General features: G+C 71.7%; 23 protein-coding genes. 6 read left to right on the top strand and 17 right to left on the bottom strand.

Annotated features, from left to right (window positions below):
* Window positions 1-54 precede the first annotated feature (54 nt).
* Window positions 55-813, bottom strand: coding sequence for an LOG family protein (locus tag L3078_RS30170; protein ID WP_239757056.1), 759 nt, complete (start codon window positions 811-813; stop codon window positions 55-57).
* A gap of 104 nt (window positions 814-917) precedes the next feature.
* Complete coding sequence (gene dapE / locus L3078_RS30165; RefSeq protein ID WP_239757055.1) at window positions 918-1997, bottom strand: succinyl-diaminopimelate desuccinylase; 1080 nt, start codon at window positions 1995-1997, stop codon at window positions 918-920.
* Between the two features lie 130 nt (window positions 1998-2127).
* Between dapE and L3078_RS30160 the strand changes: the two genes are divergently transcribed.
* Both L3078_RS30160 and L3078_RS30155 read left to right on the top strand, forming a co-directional pair.
* Complete coding sequence (locus tag L3078_RS30160; protein WP_420864119.1) at window positions 2128-3138, top strand: heavy metal transporter; 1011 nt, start codon at window positions 2128-2130, stop codon at window positions 3136-3138.
* Window positions 3139-3464: 326 nt separating this feature from the next.
* Window positions 3465-3878, top strand: coding sequence for an ATP-binding protein (locus L3078_RS30155; RefSeq protein WP_239757053.1), 414 nt, complete (start codon window positions 3465-3467; stop codon window positions 3876-3878).
* Between the two features lie 75 nt (window positions 3879-3953).
* On the opposite strand, the gene L3078_RS30150 is transcribed toward L3078_RS30155, so the two are convergent.
* On the bottom strand, window positions 3954-5054 hold the full coding sequence (locus L3078_RS30150) for a bifunctional succinyldiaminopimelate transaminase/glutamate-prephenate aminotransferase (protein ID WP_239757052.1): 1101 nt from the start codon (window positions 5052-5054) through the stop codon (window positions 3954-3956).
* 132 nt (window positions 5055-5186) lie between these two features.
* On the bottom strand, window positions 5187-5504 hold the full coding sequence (gene fdxA / locus L3078_RS30145) for a ferredoxin (RefSeq protein ID WP_005480604.1): 318 nt from the start codon (window positions 5502-5504) through the stop codon (window positions 5187-5189).
* Window positions 5505-5644: 140 nt separating this feature from the next.
* On the opposite strand from fdxA, the gene L3078_RS30140 reads away from it, so the two are divergent.
* Window positions 5645-6685 carry a GNAT family N-acetyltransferase gene (locus L3078_RS30140; protein WP_239757051.1) on the top strand — a complete coding sequence of 347 codons (1041 nt, stop codon included), beginning with the start codon at window positions 5645-5647 and terminating at the stop codon, window positions 6683-6685.
* A gap of 17 nt (window positions 6686-6702) precedes the next feature.
* Window positions 6703-7554 carry a transglutaminase-like and tetratricopeptide repeat-containing protein gene (locus L3078_RS30135; RefSeq protein WP_239757050.1) on the top strand — a complete coding sequence of 284 codons (852 nt, stop codon included), beginning with the start codon at window positions 6703-6705 and terminating at the stop codon, window positions 7552-7554.
* Between the two features lie 150 nt (window positions 7555-7704).
* Here the strand turns inward: L3078_RS30135 and L3078_RS30130 are convergent, their stop codons facing one another.
* The 8 genes from L3078_RS30130 to L3078_RS30095 all read right to left on the bottom strand — a co-directional run bounded on the left by L3078_RS30130 (window position 7705) and on the right by L3078_RS30095 (window position 15438).
* Entirely contained in the window at window positions 7705-8319 is a 615-nt protein-coding gene (locus L3078_RS30130) for a response regulator transcription factor (protein ID WP_239757049.1), read from the bottom strand.
* A complete protein-coding gene (locus tag L3078_RS30125; protein WP_239757048.1) occupies window positions 8316-9485 on the bottom strand; it encodes a sensor histidine kinase in 1170 nt (389 codons plus the stop codon). The genes L3078_RS30130 and L3078_RS30125 overlap by 4 nt, the downstream gene beginning before the upstream one ends.
* On the bottom strand, window positions 9482-10222 hold the full coding sequence (locus tag L3078_RS30120; RefSeq protein WP_239757047.1) for an ABC transporter permease: 741 nt from the start codon (window positions 10220-10222) through the stop codon (window positions 9482-9484). The genes L3078_RS30125 and L3078_RS30120 overlap by 4 nt, the downstream gene beginning before the upstream one ends.
* Window positions 10219-11163: an ABC transporter ATP-binding protein gene (locus tag L3078_RS30115; protein ID WP_239757046.1), complete on the bottom strand. Its 945-nt coding sequence runs from the start codon at window positions 11161-11163 to the stop codon at window positions 10219-10221. Before L3078_RS30115 ends, L3078_RS30120 begins: the two co-directional genes overlap by 4 nt.
* Before the next feature lie 165 nt (window positions 11164-11328).
* A complete protein-coding gene (locus L3078_RS30110; RefSeq protein ID WP_420864118.1) occupies window positions 11329-13527 on the bottom strand; it encodes a hypothetical protein in 2199 nt (732 codons plus the stop codon).
* A 160-nt stretch (window positions 13528-13687) separates the two neighbouring features.
* Window positions 13688-14119 carry a DUF6113 family protein gene (locus tag L3078_RS30105; RefSeq protein WP_239757044.1) on the bottom strand — a complete coding sequence of 144 codons (432 nt, stop codon included), beginning with the start codon at window positions 14117-14119 and terminating at the stop codon, window positions 13688-13690.
* 64 nt (window positions 14120-14183) lie between these two features.
* The gene (gene mshB, locus L3078_RS30100; RefSeq protein WP_239757043.1) at window positions 14184-15116 is read right to left on the bottom strand and encodes an N-acetyl-1-D-myo-inositol-2-amino-2-deoxy-alpha-D-glucopyranoside deacetylase; all 933 of its coding nucleotides are present in this window, start codon (window positions 15114-15116) and stop codon (window positions 14184-14186) included.
* 127 nt (window positions 15117-15243) lie between these two features.
* Window positions 15244-15438: a hypothetical protein gene (locus L3078_RS30095; RefSeq protein ID WP_005480627.1), complete on the bottom strand. Its 195-nt coding sequence runs from the start codon at window positions 15436-15438 to the stop codon at window positions 15244-15246.
* A gap of 225 nt (window positions 15439-15663) precedes the next feature.
* On the opposite strand from L3078_RS30095, the gene L3078_RS30090 reads away from it, so the two are divergent.
* A complete protein-coding gene (locus L3078_RS30090; protein ID WP_239757042.1) occupies window positions 15664-17781 on the top strand; it encodes a S9 family peptidase in 2118 nt (705 codons plus the stop codon).
* 159 nt (window positions 17782-17940) lie between these two features.
* Here L3078_RS30090 and L3078_RS30085 read toward each other — a convergent pair whose 3' ends face one another.
* From L3078_RS30085 to L3078_RS30065, 5 genes are read right to left on the bottom strand one after another with little or no spacing between them, the layout of a single operon-like run.
* Entirely contained in the window at window positions 17941-19062 is a 1122-nt protein-coding gene (locus tag L3078_RS30085; RefSeq protein WP_239757041.1) for an ABC transporter ATP-binding protein, read from the bottom strand.
* A complete protein-coding gene (locus L3078_RS30080; RefSeq protein ID WP_239757040.1) occupies window positions 19019-20038 on the bottom strand; it encodes an ABC transporter ATP-binding protein in 1020 nt (339 codons plus the stop codon). The genes L3078_RS30085 and L3078_RS30080 overlap by 44 nt, the downstream gene beginning before the upstream one ends.
* A 9-nt stretch (window positions 20039-20047) precedes the next feature.
* On the bottom strand, window positions 20048-21061 hold the full coding sequence (locus L3078_RS30075) for an ABC transporter permease (RefSeq protein WP_239757039.1): 1014 nt from the start codon (window positions 21059-21061) through the stop codon (window positions 20048-20050).
* Window positions 21054-21977: an ABC transporter permease gene (locus L3078_RS30070; RefSeq protein WP_239757038.1), complete on the bottom strand. Its 924-nt coding sequence runs from the start codon at window positions 21975-21977 to the stop codon at window positions 21054-21056. The genes L3078_RS30075 and L3078_RS30070 overlap by 8 nt, the downstream gene beginning before the upstream one ends.
* 6 nt (window positions 21978-21983) lie before the next feature.
* Window positions 21984-23627 carry a peptide ABC transporter substrate-binding protein gene (locus L3078_RS30065; protein WP_239757037.1) on the bottom strand — a complete coding sequence of 548 codons (1644 nt, stop codon included), beginning with the start codon at window positions 23625-23627 and terminating at the stop codon, window positions 21984-21986.
* A 363-nt stretch (window positions 23628-23990) separates the two neighbouring features.
* Here L3078_RS30065 and L3078_RS30060 point away from each other — a divergent pair, with 363 nt between their 5' ends.
* The gene (locus L3078_RS30060; protein WP_239757036.1) at window positions 23991-24995 is read left to right on the top strand and encodes an ABC transporter permease; all 1005 of its coding nucleotides are present in this window, start codon (window positions 23991-23993) and stop codon (window positions 24993-24995) included.

The raw sequence follows: 24995 nt of genomic DNA, 5'->3' as shown, positions 1-24995 counted from the left end.
CCCCGTTCGCGCAGTTCCCCGCGCCCCTTTTCGGGGCGCGGGAACAGCCCGGTCCTACCTGCCCGCCTCCTTCGAGACCAACGCCACCGCCTCGTCGACGTCGTCCGTGACGTGGAAGAGGGTGAGGTCCTTTTCCGCCGCCTTGCCCTGGGCGATGAGGGTGTTGGTGAGCCAGTCGACCAGGCCGCTCCAGTAGGACTCGCCGAAGAGGACGATGGGGAAGCGGGTGACCTTCTGGGTCTGGACGAGCGTGAGGGCTTCGAAGAGTTCGTCGAGGGTGCCGAGGCCGCCGGGGAGGACCACGAAGCCCTGGGCGTACTTGACGAACATCATCTTCCGGACGAAGAAGTAGCGGAAGTTGAGGCCGATGTCGACGTAGGGGTTGAGGCCCTGTTCGAAGGGGAGCTCGATGCCGAGGCCGACGGAGGTGCCGCCCGCTTCGAGGGCGCCCTTGTTGGCCGCCTCCATCGCGCCCGGGCCGCCGCCGGTGATGACGGCGAAGCCGGCCTCCACCAGGCCGCGGCCGAGCCGGACGCCCGCCTCGTACTCCGGTGAGTCGGTGGGAGTGCGGGCGGAGCCGAAGACACTGATCGCGGGCGGGAGTTCGGCGAGGGTGCCGAAGCCCTCGATGAACTCCGACTGGATGCGCAGGACCCGCCAGGGATCCGTGTGGACCCAGTCGGAGGGGCCGCCGGCGTCCAGCAGCCGCTGGTCCGTCGTGCTCGCCTGGACCTGACCGCGTCTGCGCAGCACCGGCCCCAGCCGCTGCTCCTCGGGTGGCTGCTTCTTGCCCTCGGGGTTGCCGGTCGCCATGTCCGCTCCCTCCGCCGTGCTGGTGGTTCACCTCAGCGTAGATCCATACGGGTTACGGACGGGGGACCTCAGCGTGTCCGGCGCGATCCGCCGCGCCGGACACTTCACGCCGTCAGCCAGGACCTCAGGCGCTCCTCGCCCGCCAGGATCTTCGCCGTCTCCACCCGCTCGTCGCGTCGGTGCGCCAAGTGCGGGTTGCCGGGGCCGTAGTTGACGGCCGGGACGCCGAGCGCGCTGAAGCGGGAGACGTCCGTCCAGCCGTACTTGGGCTGGGCGGTGCCGCCGACGGCCTCGATGAACGCCGCGGCCGCCGGGTGGGACAGACCGGGCAGCGCGCCGGGGCTGTGGTCGTCGACGGTGAAGCTCTCGACCCCGCAGTCGGCGAAGACCTCGCGGACGTGGGCGATGGCCTCCTCCTCGCTGCGGTCGGGCGCGTAGCGGAAGTTGACCGACACGACGCACGCGTCGGGGATGACGTTGCCGGCGACGCCGCCGGAGATGCCGACCGCGTTGAGGCCCTCGCGGTACTCCAGGCCGTCGATCACCGGGTAGCGCGGCTCGTACGACGCCAGCCTGGCCAGGATGGGGGCGGCCGCGTGGATGGCGTTGGAGCCCATCCAGCCGCGGGCGGAGTGGGCGCGCTCGCCCTTGGTCGTCAGCAGGACCCGCAGGGTGCCCTGGCAGCCGCCCTCGACCTCGCCGTCGGTGGGCTCCAGGAGGACCGCGAAGTCGCCCTCCAGCCACTCGGGGTGGGCCTCGGAGATGTGCTTCAGGCCGTTCAGGTCGGCGGCGACCTCCTCGTTGTCGTAGAAGACGAAGGTCAGGTCGCGGTTGGGGGCCGGGACCGTGGCCGCGACGCGCAGCTGGACCGCGACGCCGGACTTCATGTCACAGGTGCCGCAGCCCCACAGGACGCCGTCCTCGTCGAGGCGGGAGGGGACGTTGTCGGCGATGGGCACGGTGTCGATGTGGCCGGCCAGGATCACGCGCTCCGCGCGGCCCAGGTTCGTGCGGGCGACGATGTTGTTGCCGTACCGGTCGACCGTCAGGTGCGGCAGGGCGCGCAGGGCGGTCTCGATCGCGTCCGCGAGGGGCTTCTCGGTGCCGCTCTCGGAGGGGAAGTCGACGAGCTGCGCGGTCAGCCGCGCGGCGTCCAGCGTGAGGTCAATCGGGGTCTCGGCCATGTCCACGACCCTAACGCGCGGTCGGCGTCGGGCCGCGCGGCGAGTGGATCCGGTCACTTCCGCACCCCTGTTCACATCACTCTTCACAACACCTGCACGGGGGCCATTACTCTCCAGTACCTTGGACCGCGTGTCGGAGCCGTACCCCTTCCCCCCAGGTCCCCGTCCCCGCCGTCGCGGCCGTCGCGTGCTGCAGTGCATGGCGGCCTTCGTCGTGCTCGCCGCGATCGGGGCGTATCTCACCGTGCAGTATCTGACCGGGGGGAACGGCACCCCGCGGTGTGTGGTCGTGTCCGCGGCCGACGACGGGGCGTCGTACGAGTTCACGCCCGAGCAGGCCGCCAACGCGGCGACGATCTCGGCGGTCGGCACCTCGCGCGAGCTGCCCGAGCGGGCCGTGACGATCGCGCTGGCGACCGCGCTGCAGGAGTCGAGCCTGCGCAACATCGCGCACGGCGACCGGGACTCGCTCGGCCTCTTCCAGCAGCGGCCCTCGCAGGGCTGGGGCACCGAGCAGCAGATCCAGGACCCGGTGTACGCGGCGGGCGAGTTCTACGAGCACCTCGTCAAGGTCGAGGGCTACGAGCGACTGCCGCTGACCGTGGCCGCCCAGCGCGTGCAGCGCAGCGGCTACCCGGAGGCGTACGCCAAGCACGAGCCCGACGCCACGCTGCTGGCCGCCGCGCTGACCGGGCGGTCGGCGGCCACGCTGACGTGCGAGGGGCGCCGGGACACGACCGGCACCGGCACCGCCTACACGGGCGGCCCGGAGGCCGTGCGCAGCGCGCTCGCGCGGGACTTCGGGGACGACGCGTTCGAGTCGGCCGCGGCGGTGGTGAGCTCCGAGGGCGGCGCCTCCGCCGAGGCGAAGGCGGCGCCGAGTCCGAGCGTCTCCCCCGCCGCCGGGACCGTGACCATCCCGCTGACGGACATCGAGGACGAGGACCGGGCCCGCCAGCGCGGCTGGGAGCTGGCGCACTGGGCGGTGGCCAACTCCTCCCGGCTCGGTGTCGAGCGCGTCTCCTACGCGGGCCGCGAGTGGGTCGCCGAGGGCCGGGCCGGCGCGTGGCGCAAGGCGCGGGGCGTGGCGGGCGGTGCGGCAGGCACGGCCACCGAGGTCCGAATCGTCACTGGACAGTAGGCCGCACGGCTCACCCGTGCGGGGTAGGCACGGCGCGTCGGGTGGACGGGGTGGGCGGGGTTCGTCCTGCTCACCCCGGGTGCGCGGAATCCGTTGGGAACACAGAGCCGTAAGGATTCAGCAGACCATCACAGCGGGTGGCGTTTGTCCGACTGAATCCGTATTTGATGATGCGACGCATTGCCAACTCTTTATGTCGGGGCGCCGCAACCTCCGGGGACTTCGAGTCGGTAGTCACTGCGTCCGAGCCCGGAACGATCACATCCACTGGTCAACTCCCGGGCGCGGTCGGACACTTCACCGTTCTCTTCCGTCTAAGGAGCACCATGTCCCTCCCCCTGACCCGCCGGATCGCCCGTGCCGCGCTGCTGACCGCAGCGGGAGCGGCCTCCGTGGTCGGTGCGGCCGGCTCCGCGAGCGCGGCGCCCGAACTTCCGGCCACCCCGAACCTCGGCGGCCTGTCCGCCGTGGACGGGGCGAACGCGGGTAGCACCGTGGACGGCGCGACGCAGAACGTCACCGGGGTCGCGAGCGACGCCGGCACCAAGGCGTCCAAGCAGACCCTGCCGACCGTGAGCAAGACCGGCGGGAAGACCGTCAAGACGACGACGCCCGTCGCGCAGAAGGCCGCCGGAGAGGCCGCCGGGTCCGCCGGCACCGTTCTGGGTGACACGACCAAGACGGCGACGAAGGGTGGGCTCCCGACGGGGAAGCTGCCGGCCCAGAGCCCGCTCGGCTGACCTGCCGTACGTCGAAGGGGCCCGGGGACGATCCCCGGGCCCCTTCGACGTCGGGTGCGGCACGCGTCTTGCGCGCTACGCCCGGAAGAGGCGTTCCACCGCTGCCGCCACACGCTCGTCCGTCGCCGTGAAGGCCACGCGGATGTGGTGGTCGCCCGCGGTGCCGTAGAAGTCGCCGGGGGCCACCAGGATGCCGAGGTCGGCGAGGTGGGCGACGGTGGTCCAGCAGGACTCGCCCCGGGTGGCCCAGAGGTAGAGGCTGGCCTCGCTGTGCTCGATGCGGAAGCCGTGGGCGACGAGGGCGTCACGGAGGGCCGTGCGGCGGGCCGCGTAGCGGGCGCGCTGCTCGTGGACGTGCGCGTCGTCCCCGAGGGCGGCCACGACGGCCGCCTGGGTGGGGGCCGAGGTCATCATCCCGCCGTGCTTGCGGATCTGCAGGAGCGGGCCGAGGACGTCCGGGTCGCCGGCGAGGAAGGCCGCGCGGTAACCCGCCAGGTTGGAGCGCTTGGAGAGGGAGTGGACGGCGACGATGCCCTCGTACGAGCCGCCGTTGACGTCCGGGTGGAGGACCGAGACCGGGTCGGCCTCCCAGCCCAGCTCCAGGTAGCACTCGTCGGAGAAGATCAGGACGCCGTGCGAGCGGGCCCACGCCACGATCCGGGTCAGCTCGGCCTTGGAGAGCACCTTGCCGGTGGGGTTGGACGGCGAGTTCAGCCAGAGGAGCTTCAGACCGGCCGGGTCCAGGTCCGTCGGGTCGTCGTAGACCTCGTGCTCCGCGCGGGCCAGCCGGGCGCCCACCTCGTACGTCGGGTAGGCCAGGCGCGGGTACGCGACCCGGTCGCCCGGGCCGAGGCCCAGCTGGGTGGGGAGCCAGGCCACCAGTTCCTTGGAGCCGACGATCGGCAGGACGTGGTGGTGGGTGACGTCCCGGGCGCCGAGGCGGCGCTCCAGCCAGCCCGTGATCGCGTCGCGCAGACCGACGGTGCCCCAGACGGTGGGATAGCCGGGCGAGTCCGCCGCGGCGACCAGCGCTTTCTGGATCAGGTCGGGCACCGGGTCGACGGGGGTGCCGACGGAGAGGTCGACGATCCCACCGGGGTGCGCGGCGGCCGTCGCCTTGTACGGCTCCAGCTTGTCCCAGGGGAAGGTGGGAAGGCGGTCGCTGACTGCGGACACGGGATCTGGCTCACTTTCTCACTGGCGAACGCCTCGGTCCCGTACGGCGATCATGGTGATCGGGCCGTACGGGACCGGGGCGGCGCGGATGCGGGCCGCCGGGGCGTCACCCCGGGGCCTGCGGTGTCGCTCTCAGGCCTGCGGCGGGAGTGCGGCGACGAAGGGGTGGTCACGCTCGATCAGACCGAGCTTGCTGGCACCACCGGGCGAGCCGAGCTCGTCGAAGAACTCGACGTTCGCCTTGTAGTAGTCCTTCCACTCCTCCGGGGTGTCGTCCTCGTAGAAGATCGCCTCGACCGGGCACACCGGCTCGCAGGCACCGCAGTCGACGCATTCATCCGGGTGGATGTAGAGGGACCGCTGACCCTCGTAGATGCAGTCGACCGGGCACTCCTCGATGCACGCCTTGTCCTTGACGTCGACACAAGGCTGCGCGATGACGTAGGTCACGCTGTCGTTCCTCCTCGATAGGGCGCTGGCGGGCCTCCTCAGGCTCCGCCGCCTGGCGCGCGGGAGCGCGGCGTCGTCGATGCCCGCACCTAGTATCTCCGTTCCGGGGCATGATCCGAACAGGAGGGGTGGACAGACCTGTGGAAATCTCTGCCGGTGGACGGCTCGAGATCCGTGTCTCTGCTGCTGACGTGGGCAAACGCGTGTCCGTGCGGTGCCTCGACGAGCCTGCCGCCGGGGGTGGGAAATTCACTGACACGGTTGGTGTTCTCACATCATGGGACGGCGGTGTCCTGTCGATCACCCGCCGGAACGGGGAGCGGGTCAGCATCGCGGAGTCGACGCTGGTCGCGGGGAAGGTCGTGCCCGCCGCCCCGGCCCGTCGACGTGGGCCCGCCGCCTCGTACGCGGAGCTGGCGCGGGTCTCTGCGCGGGCCTGGCAGCCCGTCGAGAGCGAGCGGCTCGGCGAGTGGGAGCTGCGGGCCGCCTCCGGCTTCACCCGGCGCGCCAACTCGGTGCTGCCCTTGGGGGACCCCGGCATGCCCCTGGACGACGCGCTGACGGCCGTACGCGGCTGGTACGCGGCCCGGGGGCTGCCCGCCTACCTCCAGCTGGCCACGGGCGCCGAGGGCACTCAGGAGCTGCTGTGCGCGGAGGTGGCGGACCGCGGCTGGGTCCGCGAGGTGACCGCCGAGCTGTGGATCGGCGCGCTCGCGCCGGTCGCGGACCGGGAGTACGCCGGGGTCGAGCTGTCGCGCACGGCGGACGAGGCGTGGCTCGGCCGCTACCAGCGCAAGGGGCTCGGCGCGGTCGCGCTGAAGGTGCTCGGGAGCGGGCCGTCGGTGTGGTTCGCGACCGTGCCGGGGGCGGAGGGCTCGGGGCCCGCCGCCATCGGGCGGTGCGTGGTGGACGGGCGGTGGGCCGGTTTCGCGGCCGTCGAGGTCGATCCCGCCCAGCGGCGGCGGGGGCTCGCGACGACCGTGATGGCGGCGCTGGCCCGGCGGGCGCTGGACGAAGGGGCCTCGGCCGGGTGGCTCCAGGTGGAGACGGACAACGCGGGAGCGCGGGCGCTGTACGGGGGGATGGGGTTCGCGGCGCATCACGCGTACCACCACTACCGGGAGCCCGGGGGCGCCGGCCGCGCCGGTGACGCCGGTTCCGTGTCGGGCCGGTCGTCGTGAGCGGGCATCACCCCGCCGTGCCGGCGCCGTTCCCTCCCGAGCCGGAGCGGGCGGCCGAGGTACGGCGGCGGTTCGCGGAGGAGGCGCGCGCCGAGCGGCCCGACCTGGCCCTGCTGTGCCTGCTGGTGGGCGCGGCGGGCGACGGGACACTGGACGACGCGGGCGTCGACGCCGCCGAGATCGAGCTGGACCGGCTGGCCGGGCTGATGCCGTACCGGCCGGCCACGCCGCGTGCGTGGGCGGTCGCGGCGGCCGAACTGCTCGGCGAGCGGTGCGGTTTCCGGGGAGCCGCCGGGGACTACCAGCGGCTGGAGTCGTCGCTGCTGCACCAGGTGCTCGTACGGCGGCGGGGGTTGCCGATCCTGCTGTCCGTGGTGTGGATGGAGGTGGCCCGGCGGGCGGGTGCGCCCGTGTACGGGGTCGCGCTGCCGGGGCACTTCGTGGTCGGGTTCGGGCCCCGTGAGGAGCAGGTCCTCGCCGACCCGTTCGACGGGGGGCGGGTGCTGAGCGGGAGCGACGCGGAGCTGCTGGTGGCCGGGGCGACGGGGGCTCCGCTGGACCCGTCGGTGCTGAGTCCCGCCGATCCGCTCGACGTGGTGGTGCGGGTCCTCAACAACGTGCGGGCGTGGGCGGCGGCGCGGCCCGAGCGGACGGATGTGGCGTTGTGGGCGCTGGAGTTGTCGCTGGCGATGCCCTCGCATCCCGGGCGACTGCGGTACGAGTGGGCGCGATTGCTGGTGCAGCGGGGGGAGTTCGTGCGGGGCGCTGCCGCGTTGGAGGAGTACGCGGAGGTCGTGGCCGGGGTGGATGCCGGGGCCGCGGAGAAGATGCGGCGGCAGGCGGAGGCGGCTCGGGCTCGGCTGAACTGAGGGCGCCTCTTCGCCGTGGGACACCTCCAGTCGGGCGAGTGCGGGTGCGTCGTGGCTGGTCGCGCCCGCGCGGCGGAGCCGCATATGTCTCAGGCCCGCGCCCCTGGCGGTGGCTGCCCCTGGACTCGGTCACCAGCACAGCCCTGCGACCTACAACCAGCCCTTCTCCCTCGCGGTGCGCACCGCCTCCGTTCTGTTTCTCACCGCCAGTTTGTGGATCGCCGTCGACAGGTAGTTGCGGACCGTGCCCTGGGAGAGGTGGAGGGTCTCGGCCAGTTCCGCGTTCGTCGAGCCGTCGGCCGCCGCGCGCAGGACCTCGCGTTCGCGGTCGGTCAGGGGGTTCGCGCCCTCCGCCAGGGCCGCTGCCGCGAGCGTCGGGTCGATGACCCGCTCACCCGCGAGGACTCTGCGGACCGCGTCCGCGAGCTGGGCGGCGGGGGCATCCTTGACCAGGAAGGCGTCGGCGCCGGCCTCCATGGCGCTGCGGAGGTAGCCGGGGCGGCCGAAGGTGGTGAGGACGACCAGCTTCACCGCCGGGAGCGCCCGGTGGACCTCGGCGGCCGCCTCGATGCCCGTCGCGCCCGGCATCTCGATGTCGAGGAGGGCCACGTCGACGGCGTGGGCGCGGGCGGCGGCCAGGACCTCGTCGCCGCGGGCGACCTGGGCCACGACCTCGATGTCGTCCTCCAGGCCGAGCAGGGCGGCCAGTGCCTCGCGGACCATGGACTGGTCCTCGGCGAGCAGGACCTTGATCGTGCGGGTCATGCGCCGGATCCTACGTCCGGGTCGCAGGGCCTGGCGGGGGCCCGGGCCACCAGGCGGAAACCGTGGGGGGAGCGGCCCGCCTCGAGGGTTCCGCCCACCTTCGCCAGCCGCTCGGTGAGGCCCGCCAGGCCGCTGCCCGTGCCCACGCCGCCGGCCGGAGTGCCCCGTCCGTCGTCGTCCACTGTCAGTTCGAGCACCGGGCCGTCGAGGGTCTGGCGGCGGACGAGGTCCACCGTGCAGCGGTGGGCGCCGCTGTGCCGTACGACGTTGGTGACGGACTCGCGCAGGGCCCAGGCGAGGGCGGACTCGCTCTCCTCGGGTACGTCGGTGAGGTCGGGGTCGGCGGGCAGTTCGGGGGTGATGCCGGCCGCGGTCAACGCGTCGCGGGCGCCCGCGAGTTCGGCGCCGAGGCGGGGGCGCCGGTAGCCGGTGACGGCCTCGCGGACGTCGACCAGGGCCTGGCGGCTGACCTGTTCGATGTCGGCGACCTGCTGGGCGGCCCGGTCGGGGTGGTCGGGGAGCATCCGGCCCGCCAGCTCGCTCTTCAGCGTGATCAGGGAGAGCGAGTGGCCGAGGAGGTCGTGCAGGTCACGGGCGAGACGCAGGCGCTCCTCGTTCGCGGCGAGCTGGGCGACCGTGGCCCTGGCCTCGCGGAGTTCCCGGGTCGTGCGGATGAGTTCGCGGACGCCGGTCATGGCGAAGCCGCCGAGGAGGGCCGGGAGGAGCAGGGAGGCGAGGTAGGCCTCGCCGCGCGGTACGGCGAGGGCGACGATCGTGAGCAGGGCCGACACCGCCGGGATCGTGAAGCGGGCGAGCCGCGGCGGGAGGGCCGCGCCGGAGGCGACCGAGACGTAGACGAAGAGGACGAGCCACTCCCGGCCGAGGGAGAGGGCGAGCACGACGGACTGGGCGGCGAGGACGGCGAGCGCGCCGAGCACCAGGGGGGTGGTGTCGCGGCGGCCGGCGCGGAAGATCAGCACGAAGTACCAGGCGACGAACGCCACCAGGCCGGTCCAGCCGAGGACGACGACGCCGTCGCTGTGGCCCCCGTGCAGCAGGTCGCTGACGGGGGCGCTCAGATAGGCGAGCCAGATCCCGGTCCAGAGGAACTTGATCGCCCGCTGTCTGCGGTTCCGCGGGCGCTGCCCGATGCCGACGCCGCTCACGCCTTCAGCGTGTCCTTCCGGTAGAGCCAGGCCGCGCCGCCCGCGAACAGGGCGAAGGAGACGGCCAGGATGACGAGGTCCCGGGTGTGCGGGGCCTGACTCTGCTCGATGGCCTGCCCCAGCGAGGCGTACGCGTGCGTGGGCACCCACTCGGCGATGTCCCGCAGCCACTCGGGGAACGTCGTCGTCGGCATCCACAGGCCGCCGAGCATCGACAGACCGAAGTAGGTGATCATCGTGATCGGGCGGACCGCGTCCCCGGAGGCGAGGTAGCCGATGGCGACGCCGAGCGCGGCGAAGACGAGGCTGCCGGCCCAGATCGCGCCGGTCAGGGCGAGCCACTGCCAGGCGTCCAGGCGTACGTCCTTCACGACGGCGGCCACCACGAAGACGACCACGATGGCCGGCAGGCTGACCACGGCCGCGCTCGCGGTCTTCGCGAGGACGTAGCCGCGCCCCGGCAGCGTGGTGAGCCGCAGCTGCCGTACCCAGCCGCTCTCGCGTTCCTTGGCGATGCGTTCGCTGTTGCCCATCAGGACGGCCGTCAGGGCGCCGAAGGAGGCCATGGAGACCATCATGTACGTCGGCAGGGTCAGACCGGTGTCGCCGAGTTCCTCGGTGGTGCTCGCGCTGCCCGCGATGAGCAGGAACAGCAGCGCGGGGTAGAGCACCGTGAAGAACATGGCCTTGCGGCTGCGCAGGGCACGGACGAGTTCCAGCTTGATCAGGCTGTTCACTTCGACCTCGCCTCCTCGGCGGCGGTGATCGCGACGAAGGCCTGCTCCAGACCGAGGCCGGTGACCTCCAGGTTGCGGGGGTACACACCGAGGCCGTAGAGGGCGTGGACGGTCGCGTCGGCGTCGGTGGACTGGATGCGGACGGTACGGCCGGACACGTCGAGCGTGGTCAGGAAGGGGAGGTTCCGCAGCCGTGGCTCGTCGAGCGGGCCGTCGGGCAGGTCGAAGGTGACGCGGCGGGCGCCCGCCCTGGCCTTGATCTCGGCCGCCGTGCCGTCGGCCAGCAGCCGACCCCGGTGCAGGACGAGCACGCGGTCGGCGATGGCGTCGGCCTCTTCGAGGTAGTGGGTGGCGAAGAGGACGGTGCGGCCCCGGTCGGCCTGTTCGCGCATGGTGGACCAGAAGGCCTGGCGGGCGGTGACGTCCATGCCGGTGGTGGGCTCGTCCAGGACGATCAGGTCGCTGTCGCCGGCCGTGGCGAGGGCGAAGCGGACCCGCTGGACCTGGCCTCCGGAGAGCTTGTGGACCTTGCGGTCGGCGATCTGGGTGACTCCGGCGCGGGCGAGGACCTCGGAGACCGGGTACGGCCTGGGGTGCAGGGCGCAGGCGAGCCGGACGAGTTCGGCGACCGTGACCTCGTCCATCAGGCCGCCGCTCTGCAGCATGGCGCCCACGCGTCCGGCGGTGATCGCCTCGCGCGGGCCGGTGCCGAAGATGTCGATCGTGCCGCTGTCGGGGTTCCTGAGGCCGAGCAGCAGGTCGAGGGTGGTCGACTTGCCGGCGCCGTTCGGGCCCAGCAGGGCCACGGTCTCCCCCGGGTGCAGGGCGAGCGTCAGGCCGTCCACGGCCCGGACGTCGCCGTACGCCTTCGTCACGTTGTCGAACGCCACCACCGCGGACCGGGTGGCGGCCTCGGTGGGCGTCGTCGTGGTCGTCGTCATGGGCACCATCGTGGGCGCGCGGGGGGTGCGGACGGCAGTGTCGGAGGTCCTCACCCCGGAATGACAGAAGTCATACCCGCGACAGTGACGAGGGGGCACCCGGGATGTCCCGGGTGCCCCCTCGTCGTGCCGTGCGATCCGCCCACCGGCGTCCGCCGTGTGCCGCTAGCTGGGGTCCGTCTCGATGACCGCCGTGCGGTCGGTCGTGCTCTTCAGGGCGAGGCGGAGGGCGCCGTAGACGTCCTGGACGGTGACGGGGGTCTTCTCGCCGTTGCCGCGGGTGATGAGGACGCCGTCGAAGGTGCCGCCGTAGAGCTCCTTGAGGGCCTTCTCGTCGTAGGAGTCGACGAGCTTGCCGTCGACGGCCTTCACCTTCAGGAACTTCCAGAGGGAGTTCTCCGGGCTCAGCGGGATGCTGTGCGCGGCGTCGGTCTGGACGGTCACGGTGCCCGACATGGCCGGCTCGGCGAACTCCTTCATGAACCGGTCGACCTCGGCCTTGTCGACCGACGGCTCCTTGGTGGTCGTCGGCAGCTGCACCGTCGCGGGCTCGCCGGTCTCGACCTGGGTGCGGTACGCCTCCTCGACGGCCTCGGTGGACTCGTCGACCGCGATGCCCTTGCCCGCCTTGCCGTAGACGGCGACGGCCTTGCCGGCCTCGTACTTGACGGTGCCGTCGCTGGCCGAGCCGGAGCTGCCGGCGGCGCGCCGGAGGGCGGCGTGCAGCTTCTCCTCGTCGACGGGCATGACGGGCTCGACGACGCGCTCCTGGCCGAAGAGCGCGCCGATCACCGAGACCGGGTTGTAGTCGCTGACGGCGGCGGCGCTGACCGTGGCCTGCTTGTCGAACTGGAGGCCGGCCTGGTCGGGCTTGAGGGAGACGGTCTCGCCGTCGACCGAGAGCTTCAGCGCCTCGTTCGTGCTCTTGCCGAAGGCCGCGTCGAGCTTGTTGACGGCCTCGTCGCGGGTGCCGCCGCCGATGTCGACGCCGAGGACGGTGGTGCCCTTGGGGACGTCGGAGTGGTTCATCAGCAGCCCGGCGCCGTAGACACCGCCGCCGAGGACGATCACTCCGCCGACGAGCAGGCCGAGCTTGCTGCGGCCCTTCTTCTTGGCCGGCTTGGCGGACTTGGTGTTCTTCGCCGGGGCTGACTTCTGCTGCGGGCCGGGGTCGGGCAGCTTCGGCGGGGTGTGCTGCACCGCGCCGTCGGGGCCGCCCGCGCCGAACGGCGCCCCCTGGGTGCCGGGGGGCACGACGGGGATACCGCTGGTCAGGGTGTGTCCGGAGGGGTTGTCGACGAGGGCGCCGGAGCCGCCGTAGCCCGGGGTGCCCGGTTCGGGGGCGGGCCGCTGCGGGGTGAGGACCGCGGTGTCGTCGCTGATGCCGCCGCCGGGGCGGGCGTAGCCGCCGGAGGCGGCGGGCGCGGAGAAGTCGGCGTCGGGGCCGCCGAAGGGGTTGCCCTGGTAGCCGGGGCCTCCGGGGCCGCCCTGGCCGGGCGGCGGGCCGAGCGGGCTGTCGCCGGTGACGGGGCCGCCGGTGGGGCCCGCGGGGCCGGAGCGGCCGTCCGGGCCGCCGGGGCGGCCGCCGTTGTCCGAGAAGTACGGCAGGTCGTCGCGCTCGGGCTTGGTGCCCGCCAGCGCGGCCGAGACGTCGAAGGAGCCGGTGCCGCCGCCGTGGCCGGGCGCGACCGGCTGGCCGCCGGTGGCGCCGGGCAGTCCGGCACCGTTCGTGCCGCCGGGCCTGGAGCCCGCGCTCGCGCCCGGGCGAGGGCCGCCGGGCTGTGCGCCGGGGCCGCCGGCCATCGGGCCGGGGCCGCCCGTACCGCCGGGGCGGGCACCCGTGGCGGGACCGCCGACCGGGCCGGTACCGGGCGCACCGGTGCCGGGGCCGCCGATCGGGCCGGTGGGGAACCCGGCGCCGTTGCTGCCGCCGGTGTTCGTGCCCTTGGCGGGGGTGGCGCCCTTGCGGGGCGCGAACCAGTCGCTGGCCGGCTTGTCGTCGGCGGGCGCGGCCGGCTCCGGCGCGGGCGCCGGGGTGTCCGTGAACACGGGCATGGCCGTGGTGCCGGTGGTCTCCGACACGGACCCGGATCCGGTGTCGTCCGCGGCGCCGTCGCCGTCGCCGACCGGCTTGCGGACCACGACCGGCGGGATGGGGCGCGAGCCGGGGATGTTGATCCGGACCCGCGTGGTCAGCGTGGTCTCGGTCTTCGGCCCGTCCGGCCGCTCGCCGGCGGCCGACCGGGCCGCGTCGGCACCGGCCTCGGTGGCCATGGGCGTGCCGTACGGCGGTGTCCCCGACGGGTACGCGGTGCTGCCGCGCCCATTGGCCCCGGAGGACGAAGTGTCAGTTTCACGACTCAAGGCAGGTTCTCCCGGTTTGCTCCGCCGCCCGTCACGACCTCAACTCAGCGGGCAGCTCGGCGGCGCGCACCACCATACTGGCCACTTCCGGCGCGTATCCCACGACCGCGTGGGAAACCCACACGGGACCCGCACCTGCCCGCTGCGGCGAAGTGGTACGTCACTTCCCAAGTCGGGCGTCGGACCCGGTCGGTTGCCGCCCCCACCCAAGGGTGGCGCACATCACAGCCACAGCCATGCCGCCGAGCAGGAAAAGGTACGAGCCCGCCCCCGCGCCGAACAGGAAGTCCCCCTCCGGCCGGGTGGACGTCAGCAGGACGACGGAGATCATCCAGCCGGCGGCCGGCGCAACGGCCCCGGCCCGGCCGCCCATCGCCCGGGCGCCGCCCAGGAACAGCCCGGCCGCGCCGAGCAGCGCGAGCAGCAACCCCCCGGGGAACCAGGCCGCTTGGAGCAGCCCGCCGGCCACCCCGACCACGGCTCCCAGCACGAGGAGTCCCAGGTGCGCGGCGGCCCGCCCCAGCGGGGGGAACGTCAACGGCTGTGCGAGCGCGGGGCCTTGCCCGCTCGTCGGCCGGTCCTTCGCGGTCATCGCCGGCCCGCCTCTCGGCGGCCGTGCGCGCGCACCACTCGTGTGTCATACCCATGCGTACGCATCACAGGGCCGTTCCGTTCTGCTGTTCCTCGAAAGAGATGCCGGGAATCCCCTCGAACAAGTCGCTCTCCCGGCTCCCGCCTTCGCGTCTGCCCCGGACCAACTCGTAGTACTCGGTGGTCAGCAGCGGCTGGGCCAGCCGGTTGGAGAGGACGAAGTACGGCTCGGCGACCTCGATCTGGGTGGCGTGCGCGCGCATCGCGGCGGCCTTCGCTGCCGCGAAGTCGGTGCCGTCGATCTCGGTGGTGACGATGTGGTCGTCCACCACTCCGGGCACATCGGTCACGCTCGCGGCCCGTTCGAACGGCAGCCGTCCGGGCTCGGCGAGATCGCGGCGGAGCCGGCCGAAGCCCTCCAGGAGCACCCCGCGCGGCACCCGGTTCCAGTAGACCTTGGCGATCTCCCAGGGCTCGCCCAGATCGGGGCGGAAGCCGGGGTCGGCGGTCAGGTCGGCGGCGCGCATGGCGACACGGTGGGCCTGGATGTGGTCGGGGTGGCCGTAGCCGCCGTCGGGGTCGTAGGTGACGAGGACCTGGGGGTGTACCTCGCGGATCACCTCGACCAGGTGGGCCGCGGCCTCGTCGACGTCGGCGGACCAGAAGGCGCCGGGCCGGTCGTTCTGTGCGACGCCCATCATCCCGGAGTCGCGGTAGCGGCCGGGGCCGCCGAGGAAGCGGTGGTCGGTGACGCCGAGCTTCTTCATGGCCTCGGCCAGCTCGTCCACGCGGTGCGGGCCGAGCTTGTCGTCGCGGTCGGGCGCGAGGTGGGCGAGGTGGGGCGGGATGACCTCGCCCTCCTCGCCGAGGGTGCAGGTCACCAGCGTCACCCGCGCTCCCTCGGCCGCGTACCTGGCCATGGTCGCGCCGTTGTTGATCGACTCGTCGTCCGGGTGCGCGTGCACCAGGAGCAGTCGGCGGGTGGACAGATCCGTCATGGGGCCACCCTACGAGGCCCCCGGTGCGCGTCCGTGCCGGGCGCGGTCCTTCACGGGGACGGTCGGCCGCGGGGGTCGCGGGCCCGGTGGGACGGGTCCTGGGAGAGGCCCCCGGCGGCCGGGGGTGTCAGAACTTGATACTGCCGATCATGCCCGCGATGTTGGTCGTCAGCTCGCTGATCGTCGGCGCGATGGTCGAGGAGGCGAGATAGAACCCGAGCAGGATGCAGATGATCGCGTGTGGTGCCTTCAGCCCTGACTTCTTGATCAGGATGAAGACGATGATCGCCAGCAGCACCACCGCCGAAATCGAGAGTGCCACGGCGGCTCACCTCCAAAAGTTCCCTGGGACCTGGGGAGCGAAGCAGTTGTCGAAGGCTGACGGCGGAGCCGTAGTCAACCGGTGACGTGGGTGACGCAGTTGTAAATCCATACAGCGGCCAGCAGGTTCATACCCACCCAGCGGTAGTGATCATAACTATCCATACGCGCGCATCGGTCGGCGCACGGCCGCACAAGGGGGCGCATGGCCAATATGGTCGGACCCATGACGACCCAGCCCGAGTCCTTCCCTCGCCGACACGCCCGGACCCAACGTTTCTCCCTCGGCGCGCCGAGGGCTTTCTCCGTCGCGCCGGACGGTTCCCGCGTGGCGTTCCTGCGGTCCTCGTCCGGCACCGACCGGGCCAACAAGCTGTGGGTGATGGACCTCCCGGACGGCGGGGAGCGCGTGGCGGCCGACCCGGGGGCGCTGCTCGCGGGCTCCGCGGAGGAGTTGTCGGCCGAGGAGCGCGCGCGCCGGGAGCGCCTGCGTGAGGGTGGCGCCGGGATCGTCGGCTACGCCACCGACGCGGCCGTGGAGTTGGCCTCTTTCGCCTTGTCAGGGCGGCTTTTCGTGGCCGAGCTGCGGGCCGGGACGGCACGTGAACTGGACGTTCCCGGGCCGGTGATCGACCCCCGCCCCTCGCCCGACGGCCGCCGCGTCGCGTATGTCGCCCGCGGCGCGCTGCGGGTGGTCGCGGTGGAGGGCGGTGCCGACCTGGCGCTCGCCGAGGAGGAGGCGGAGAACGTCACCCTCGGTCTGGCGGAGTTCATCGCGGCCGAGGAGATGGGCCGTTCACGTGGTTTCTGGTGGTCGCCGGAGTCGGACCGGCTGCTGGTGGCGCGGGTGGACGACACGCCGGTGCGCCGCTGGTGGATCTCGGACCCGGCACAGCCGGAAAGGGACCCACGGCAGGTGGCGTACCCGGTGGCCGGGAGCGCGAACGCGGAGGTGCGGCTCTTCGTGATCGACCTCGCCGGGGCGCGCACGGAGGTCGTGTGGGACCGGGCCCGTTACCCGTATCTGGCGCATGTGCACTGGTCAGCGGCGGGTGCGCCGTTGATCCTGGTGCAGGCGCGGGACCAGCGCAGCCAGTTGTTCCTGGCCGTGGACCCGGACTCGGGGGCGACCCGGATGGTGCACGCCGACGAAGATCCACATTGGCTTGATCTTTTCCCCGGGGTGCCCGCGTGGAGTCCGTCGGGCCGGCTCGTGCGTGTCGCGGACGAGGGCGGCGCGCGGGTGCTGGCGGTCGGCGAACGGCCTTTGACGGGACCGCAGTTGCACGTCCGCGCGGTGCTCGACGTCGCGGACGCCGATGTGCTGGTCTCGGCCTCGGCCGGCGAGGCGGCGGCCGACCCGGAGATCGGGGAGATCCACGTCTACCGCGTGAACGAGCTGGGCGTGGAGCGCGTCTCCCAGGAACCCGGCGTGCACTCGGCGGTGCGCGCCGGGGGTGTGACCGTACTCGTCTCGGCCGTTCCGGGGCAGGCCGGCGCCCGGGTTCAGGTGCTGCGCGACGGCAAGCAGGTGGCGACCGTGGCATCTCATGCCGAAAATCCCGGTATGTCACCGCGCGTGCGGTTCACACAGGGGGGCGCACGCCGCGTACCGTGCGCCCTGCTTATGCCGAGCGACTACGACGGGGTCACACCCCTGCCGGTCCTCATGGACCCCTACGGCGGTCCGCACGGCCCCCGGGTGCTCGCCGCGCACAACGCGCACCTCACCTCGCAGTGGTTCGCCGACCAGGGTTTCGCGGTGGTGGTCGCCGACGGGCGCGGCACCCCCGGCCGCTCCCCCGCCTGGGAGAAGGAGATCGACGGGGACTTCACGCTCTCCCTGGACGACCAGGTGGAGGCGCTGCACGACCTGGCGACGTCGCATCCGCTGGACCTGTCCCGGGTGGCGATCCGCGGCTGGTCGTACGGCGGCTGGCTGGCGGCCCTCGCGGTGCTGCGCCGCCCGGACGTCTTCCACGCCGGTATCGCGGGCGCCCCGGTCACCGACTGGCGGCTGTACGACACGCACTACACCGAGCGCTATCTCGGCGATCCGGCGAAGAACACGGCGGCGTACGCGAAGAGTTCACTGATCACGGACGAGGGGCTGTCCTCGCCCGCCGAGCCGCACCGCCCGCTGATGATCGTGCACGGCACCGCCGACGACAACGTGGTCTTCGCGCACGCGCTGCGCCTGTCCTCCGCGCTGCTCGCGGCCGGCCGGCCCCACGAGGTGCTGCCGCTGTCCGGCGTCACCCACATCACCCCGCAGGAACAGGTCGCGGAGAACCTGCTGCTGCTCCAGGTCGACTTCCTGAAGCGTTCGCTCGGCCTGGTCTAGCGGAAGCGGGTACGGCAACGGGCCGGGGCTACATGGCGAGCCCCGGCCCGTTTACGGCACCCGCACGGCCGTACGCGTTGTAGATTCGCGCGTCCGTATATCGGAACCGCGTCAGCCAAGTTGCCTGCGTGTTAACACATTTGGTGCCGATTTGTAGGCTTATTCTGGCTCATCCACATGATCGTCCACGGGTTTTCCCACCGGCCCCTCCGTCGGCTCGTCAGGCGGCACCACCTGTTTCTCCTCCGCGAAATGGCAGGCCGAGTCGTGGGCGGCCGGACCGGTGGTGAGCCGGAACTCCGCGGGAACCGCCAGCAGCGGCACCTCCAGCGCACAGCGTTCCTGAGCCTTCCAGCACCGCGTGCGGAAACGGCACCCGGAGGGGATGTTCGTCGGGGAGGGCACGTCGCCGAAGAGGATGATCCGCTCCCGGTGCTCGCGGGCCTCGGGGTCCGGGACGGGCACGGCGGACAGCAGCGCCTGGGTGTAGGGGTGCGTCGGGTGGTCGTAGATCTCGGCGTCGCGGCCGATCTCCACGATCCGCCCCAGGTACATCACACCCACCCGGTCGGAGATGTGCCGCACGATGGACAGGTCGTGGGCGATGAAGACGTACGACAGCCCGAACTCGCCCTGGAGGCGGTCCAGCAGGTTGATCACCTGGGCCTGGACGGAGACGTCCAGCGCGGAGACTGGTTCGTCGGCGACGATGATCTCGGGACGGAGCGCCAACCCCCGGGCGATGCCGATGCGTTGGCGCTGGCCGCCGGAGAACTGGTGCGGATAGCGGTTGATGTACTCGGGGTTGAGGCCGACCACGTCGAGGAGTTCCTGCACCCGGCGCCTGCGGTCCCCCTTGGGCGCGACCTCGGGGTGGATGTCGTACGGCTCCCCGATGATGTCGCCCACCGTCATCCGGGGGTTGAGGGAGGTGTACGGGTCCTGGAAAACCATCTGGATGTTGCGGCGGACGGTCTTGAGGGCCCGGCCGGAGAGCTTGGTGACGTCCTCGCCCTTGTAGCGGATGGATCCGGCGGTCGGCCGTTCCAGGTGGACCAGCATCTTGGCGACCGTGGACTTGCCGCAGCCGGACTCGCCGACGATGCCGAGGGTCTCGCCCCGGCCGAGGGCGAAGTCGACGCCGTCGACCGCCTTCACGGCGCCCACCTGCTTCTTGAAGAGGATGCCCTCGGTCAGCGGGTAGTGCTTGACCAGGCCGCTGACCTCCAGGATCGGCTCAGCCGGTACGGCGGTCGTGGCTGTCGTGGATGTCGCGGTCATCGAGGCACTCCCTCCAGAAGTGGCAGGCGCTCAGCCGGATCCCGTCCGCCGGCTCCACGTCGTACAGCGGGGGTACGTCGGTCCGGCACACGTCACGGGCCATCGGGCAACGGGGGTTGAAGGCGCAGCCGGGCGGGATGTTCATCAGGTTGGGCGGCAGACCCTTGATCGCGTACAGCTCCTGGCCCTTCTGGTCCAGGCGCGGAATCGAGTCGAGCAGGCCGCGGGTGTACGGGTGGGCCGGGGCCTTGTAGATGTCGTGGACGGGCGCGGACTCGACGATCCGGCCCGCGTACATCACGGCGATGCGGTCGGCGACGTCCGCGACGACGCCGAGGTCGTGCGTGATCAGGACGAGGCCCATGCGCAGTTCCCGCTGGAGCTCGGCGAGGAGGTCCATGACCTGGGCCTGCACGGTGACGTCCAGCGCGGTCGTCGGTTCGTCGGCGATGATCAGCGCGGGTTCTAGGGCCAGCGCCATGGCGATCATGATGCGCTGGCGCATACCGCCGGAGAACTGGTGCGGGTAGTCCCGTACGCGCTCCTTGGCGGCGGGGATGCGGACCCGGTCCATCAGCTCGACGGCCCTGGCGCGGGCGTCCTTCTTCGACATGCCCCGGTGCACGACGAACATCTCGCCGAGCTGGTCGCCGACGGACAGGACCGGGTTGAGGGACGACAGCGCGTCCTGGAAGATCATCGCCATCTCGGCCCCGCGGATCTTCCGTCTCTGCTCCTCCTTGAGCTTCAGCAGGTCCTGGCCCTTGAAGAGGATCTCGCCGCCGGTGATCCTGCCGGGCGGCATGTCGAGGATGCCCATGATCGCCTGCGCGGTGACCGACTTCCCGGAGCCGGACTCGCCCAGCACGGCCAGCGTCTGCCCCTCGTCCACCCCGTAGTCGACCCCGTTGACGGCCTTGGCGACCCCGTCCCGGGTGCGGAACTCCACGTGCAGATCACGCACTTCGAGCAACATGACGACGCCTCACCTCAGCTTCGGGTCGAGGGCGTCGCGGACCGCGTCGCCCAGCATGATGAAGGCCAGGACGGTGATCGCCAGGGCTCCGGAGGGCCACAGCAGGGCGTGGGGGGCGTTGCGGATGTACGGGGAGGCGGCGGAGATGTCGATGCCCCAGGAGACGCTGGGCGGTTTCAGGCCGACGCCGAGGTAGGACAGGGTCGCCTCCAGGGCGATGTAGGTGCCGAGGGCGATGGTGGCCACGACGATGACCGGCGCGACGGCGTTGGGCGCGATGTGGCGCAGCAGCATGCGGGAGTTGGAGGCGCCGAGGGCGCGGGCGGCCTGGACGTAGTCGTTCTGTTTGGCGGTGATGACCGAGCCCCGGGCGATGCGGGAGATCTGCGGCCAGCCCAGCAGCACCATGAAACCGATCACGGGCCAGATGGAGTTGTTGGTGACCACCGAGAGCAGCACCAGACCGCCGAGCACCACCGGGATCGCGAAGAAGACGTCGGTGATCCGGGACAGGATCGAGTCCGGGAACCCGCCGAAGAACCCGGCGAGCCCGCCCAGCACCGACCCCAGGATCGCGACGCCGAGCGTGGCGCAGACGCCGACGGCGATGGAGACCCGCGCCCCGTAGACGGTACGGGTGTAGACGTCGCAGCCCTGCCCGTCGTACCCGAACGGGTGGCCGGGCTGCGCGCCCTCCTGGGCCTTGGCGAGGTCGCACTTGAGGGGGTTGCCGGAGGCGATCAGCGACGGCCACAGGGAGATGACGACCAGGAAGAGGATCACCAGGGCCGAGATGATGAAGACGGGGTTGCGCCGCAGGTCGCGCCAGGCGTCGGACCAGAGGCTGCGGGCCTTGTCGGCCGGGCCGCCCGCGTCGGCGTTGCCGAGCCCCTTCTCCAAGGTCTCCCCCTCGGTGGTGGCCAGGTCCATCGTGCCGTCCAGTCCCGTCGCGGCGATCGCACCGTCCTCGGCGGCGCGCTGGCCGCCCGAGACGTGCGGCTCCTCGGGGGGTGGCTCAGGCATAGCGGATCCTCGGGTCGAGTACGGCGTAGAGGAGGTCGACGAGCAGGTTGGCGACGAGGAACACCAGTACGAGGACGGTCACGAAGCCGACGACGGTCTGGGTGTTCTGGCGGAGGATGCCCTGGTAGAGCTGGTATCCGACGCCGTGGATGTTGAAGATCCGCTCGGTGACGATGGCGCCGCCCATCAGCGCGCCGATGTCGGTGCCGATGAAGGTGACCACGGGGATCAGGGAGTTCCGCAGCAGGTGCTTGCGGATCACCCGGTGCCGGGGCAGCCCTTTGGCGACGGCGGTGCGGACGTAGTCGGCGCGGGTGTTCTCGGCGATGGACGTCCGGGTCAGGCGGGTGACGTACGCGAGGGAGACGGAGGCGAGGACGAGCCCGGGGACGATCAGCTCGTCGAAGGGTGCCTCGGAGGAGACGGACGGCCGGATCCAGCCCCACTCCACGCCCAGCAGCAGTTGCAGCAGCAGCCCGGTGACGAAGGTGGGGACGGAGATGACGACCAGGGTGACCACCAGCGCCCCGGTGTCGACGGGCCGCCCGCGCCGCAGACCGGTGACGACCCCCAGCGTGATGCCGATGACGATCTCGAACAGGATCGCGACGATCGTCAGCCGGATGGTGACGGGGAAGGCGGAGGCCATCAGCTCGGTGACCTCCTGCCCGTTGAACGCGGTGCCGAAGTCGCCGGTGAAGACGTTCCCCATGTAGGTCAGGTACTGCTGCCCCACCGGCTTGTCGAGGCCGAACTCCCGTCTGAGCTGGGCGGCCGTCGCCGGATCGCACTCCCGGTCGCCGCAGAGGCCCGCGATGGGGTCGCCCATCACGTTCACCATCAGGAAGATCAGGAGAGTGGCGCCCACGAAGACCGGGATCATCTGGAGCAGGCGCCGGGCGACGTACCGTCCCATGGGGGGTCAGCCGACCTTGATCTGGTCGTACACCGGCACGCTGAACGGGTTCAGGGCGACGTCGGAGAGCCGCTCCGAGTAGCCGGCGCTGCCGTTCTGGTACCAGAGCGGGATCGCGGCCATGTTGTCCCGGACGACCTCCTCGGCCTGCTGGAACGTCTCCACGGCCTTGGCGGTGTCGGACTCGGCGTTGGCCTGGTCGACGAGCTTGTCGAACTCGGCGTTGGACCACTTGCCGTCGTTGGAGGAGGCGTTGGTGTAGTACAGCGGCTGCAGGAAGTTCTGGATGAGCGGGTAGTCCATCTGCCAGCCGGCGCGGAACGGGCCGCTCATCTTCCGGTCGGTGATCTGGTTACGGAAGTCGGCGAAGGTGCCGACGGGGTTGCCGACGCACGCCTTGTCGTTGTCGAGGGCGTTGTTGATGGAGTTGCAGACGGCGTCGACCCACTGCTTGTGGGAGCCGGTGTCCGCGTTGTACGTGATCTTGACCTGGCCGCCGGGGAGGCCGCCGCCCTCCTGGATGAGCTTCTTGGCCGCGTCCGCGTCGTACTCGCAGGCGTCACCGCACAGGCCCTCCTTGAAGCCGCCCTCCTCGCCGAGGACGGGGGAGGTCCAGTCGGTGGCGGGGGTGCGGGTCTTCTGGAAGATGGTGTCGGTGATCTGGTCGCGGTCGATCGCCCGGGAGAGCCCCTCACGGACCTTCTCCATGCCGTCCTTGTTCCACTGCTCGTCGTAGAACGGGAAGGCGAGGGTCTGGATGATGCCAGCGGGGGTGTTGATGTACCGGTCGCCGAGGTCGGCCTGGACGTTCTTCAGCTGGGCGGCGGGGACGTCGTCGACGAGGTCGAGGTTGCCGGCCATCAGGTCGGTGTAGGCGGTGTTGTTGTCGGTGTAGACCTTCAGGTCCACCCCGCCGTTCTGCGCCTTGTCCTCGCCGGGGTAGTCGTCCCACTTCCGCACGGACAGCTGGGAGCCCTTGGTGTAGGACTCGACGGCGTACGGGCCGTTGCCGACGGGCTTGGCCAGCCAGGCGTCGTGGTCGGTGAAGAAGGACTGCGGCAGCGGGGCGAAGGCGTTGTAGCCGAGGGTGTCGGGGAAGGTCGAGAACTTCTGGGTGAGCTTGACGGTGAAGGTGTTCTCGCCGGTGACCTTCAGCCCGGAGAGCGTGTCGGCGGTCTGCTCGCCCTCGGCGGGGTGCGTCTTGTCGTAGCCCTCGATGTACTCGAAGAAGTAAGCGTTCCGCTGGTTGTTCTTCAGGCTCGCCCCGTAGTTCCAGGCGTCCACGAAGGACTTGGCGGTGACCTTCTCGCCGTTCTGGAAGGTCCAGCCGTCCTTGACCGTGATGGTGAAGTTCTGCGAGTCGGTCGTCTCGATGCTTTCGGCGAGCATGTCCTTCGCCTCGCCGGTCTTGGCGTCGTACCGCTTCAGCCCGCGGAAGATCATGTCCAGCACCTTGCCGCCCTGCACCTCGTTGGTGTTGGCCGGCTCCAGCGGGTTCTGCGGGTCGCCCCAGGAGGAGCTGAGCACGGCCCCGGCGTCACCGCTGCCGCTGCCGCCGTCGCCGTCGTCGTCCCCGCCTCCGCAGGCGGTCGCGGCGAGAGCCACCGCCACCGCGCCGGCGATCCATCGGGCGTGCGTGGCTCCACGCATGGGTGCCTCCTCGTGCTGCGTACGCGATCTTCTTGTTACCGGACAATATCGACGCGTTTCGCCTATACCGCACATTTGGGGGGCCGTATGGGGCGGGTTGTCGGGTGCGGCCGGGCGGGGCTGAAAAGCACGGGGCGCGGCCCCGGCTTTTCAGGGACGCGGGGAACTGCGCGAGAAGCCCCACGCACCCGCACCCGACAACGCACCCACCCGGCCCACTCCCTGCGCGTCTGAAAAAATCACGAAGAGCCGGTAAGAGAAGGGTTCGCCCCCGTAAGAGCCCGTTCGGCAATCCCCCTCCCCTTGGTCAAAGCCCCCACAACCGCATTGACCCGACACCGACCACGGTTGAAGGGTCACGTCATGGGGACCACGCCACCACTCACCGCCGCCCCCTTCGAGACGGCACCCACCACCCCGCCCCGCACCGGCGGCACCCGCTCACCCGGCCGTATCGCCTGGCGGCGCTTCCGCCGCGACCGCGCCGGGGTCATGTCGGCGTACGTCGTCGTCCTGTTCTTCGCCGCCGCGATCGCCGCCCCCCTGATCGCGAAGCTCTACGGCAAGAACCCGTACACGACGTACGGCCAGAACCAGCCGGGCCTGCTCAACCAGTTCGGCTTCCCCGTGGCCCCGAACGGCGGCGTGAGCGGCGACTTCTGGTTCGGCGTCGAACCGCAGCTCGGCCGCGACGTCCTCACCCTCCTCCTCTACGGCATCCGCAACTCCCTGCTGATCGCCACGGCGACGACGCTGCTGGTCATGGCGCTCGGCATCGTGGTCGGGGTGACGGCGGGCTATCTCGGCGGCCGCGTCGACAACCTCGTGGGCCGGATCGTCGACATCCTGCTGGCCTTCCCCTCCACGCTGTTCTTCATCGCCATGTGGCCGGTGCTGATCTCGATCCTGGTGCCGCCCGACGCGAACACTCCGACCTGGCTGACGGTGGTCAGCCTGATCTCGGTGATGACCGCCTTCGGCTGGGCCCCCATCGCCCGGCTGCTGCGCGGCGAGGTACTGGCCCTGCGCGAGCGGGAGTTCGTGGAGGCGGCCAAGGTCACCGGCGCCTCCCCCGCGCGGATCGTCTTCCGGGAGCTGCTGCCCAACCTGTGGACGCCGGTCCTCATCCAGGCGACCCTCGCGCTGCCGATGTACGTCACGACCGAGGCGGCCCTCGCCTTCCTCGGCGTCGGACTCAGTGATCCCACCCCGGACTGGGGCGTGATGATCCAGCGCGGCGCGCAGGTCTACCAGAGCGACATCACGTACATGCTCTTCCCCGGCCTCTCGATGGTGATCTTCGTGATCGCCTTCAACCTCCTCGGCGACTCGGTCCGCGACGCGCTGGACCCGAAGGCCGGGCGATGA

Source organism: Streptomyces deccanensis, assembly GCF_022385335.1.
In the GTDB taxonomy this organism is placed as follows: Bacteria; Actinomycetota; Actinomycetes; order Streptomycetales; family Streptomycetaceae; genus Streptomyces; species Streptomyces deccanensis.
The sequence above is the reverse complement of the archived record's forward strand: the minus strand, read 5'-3'. Positions and strand labels throughout refer to the sequence as shown.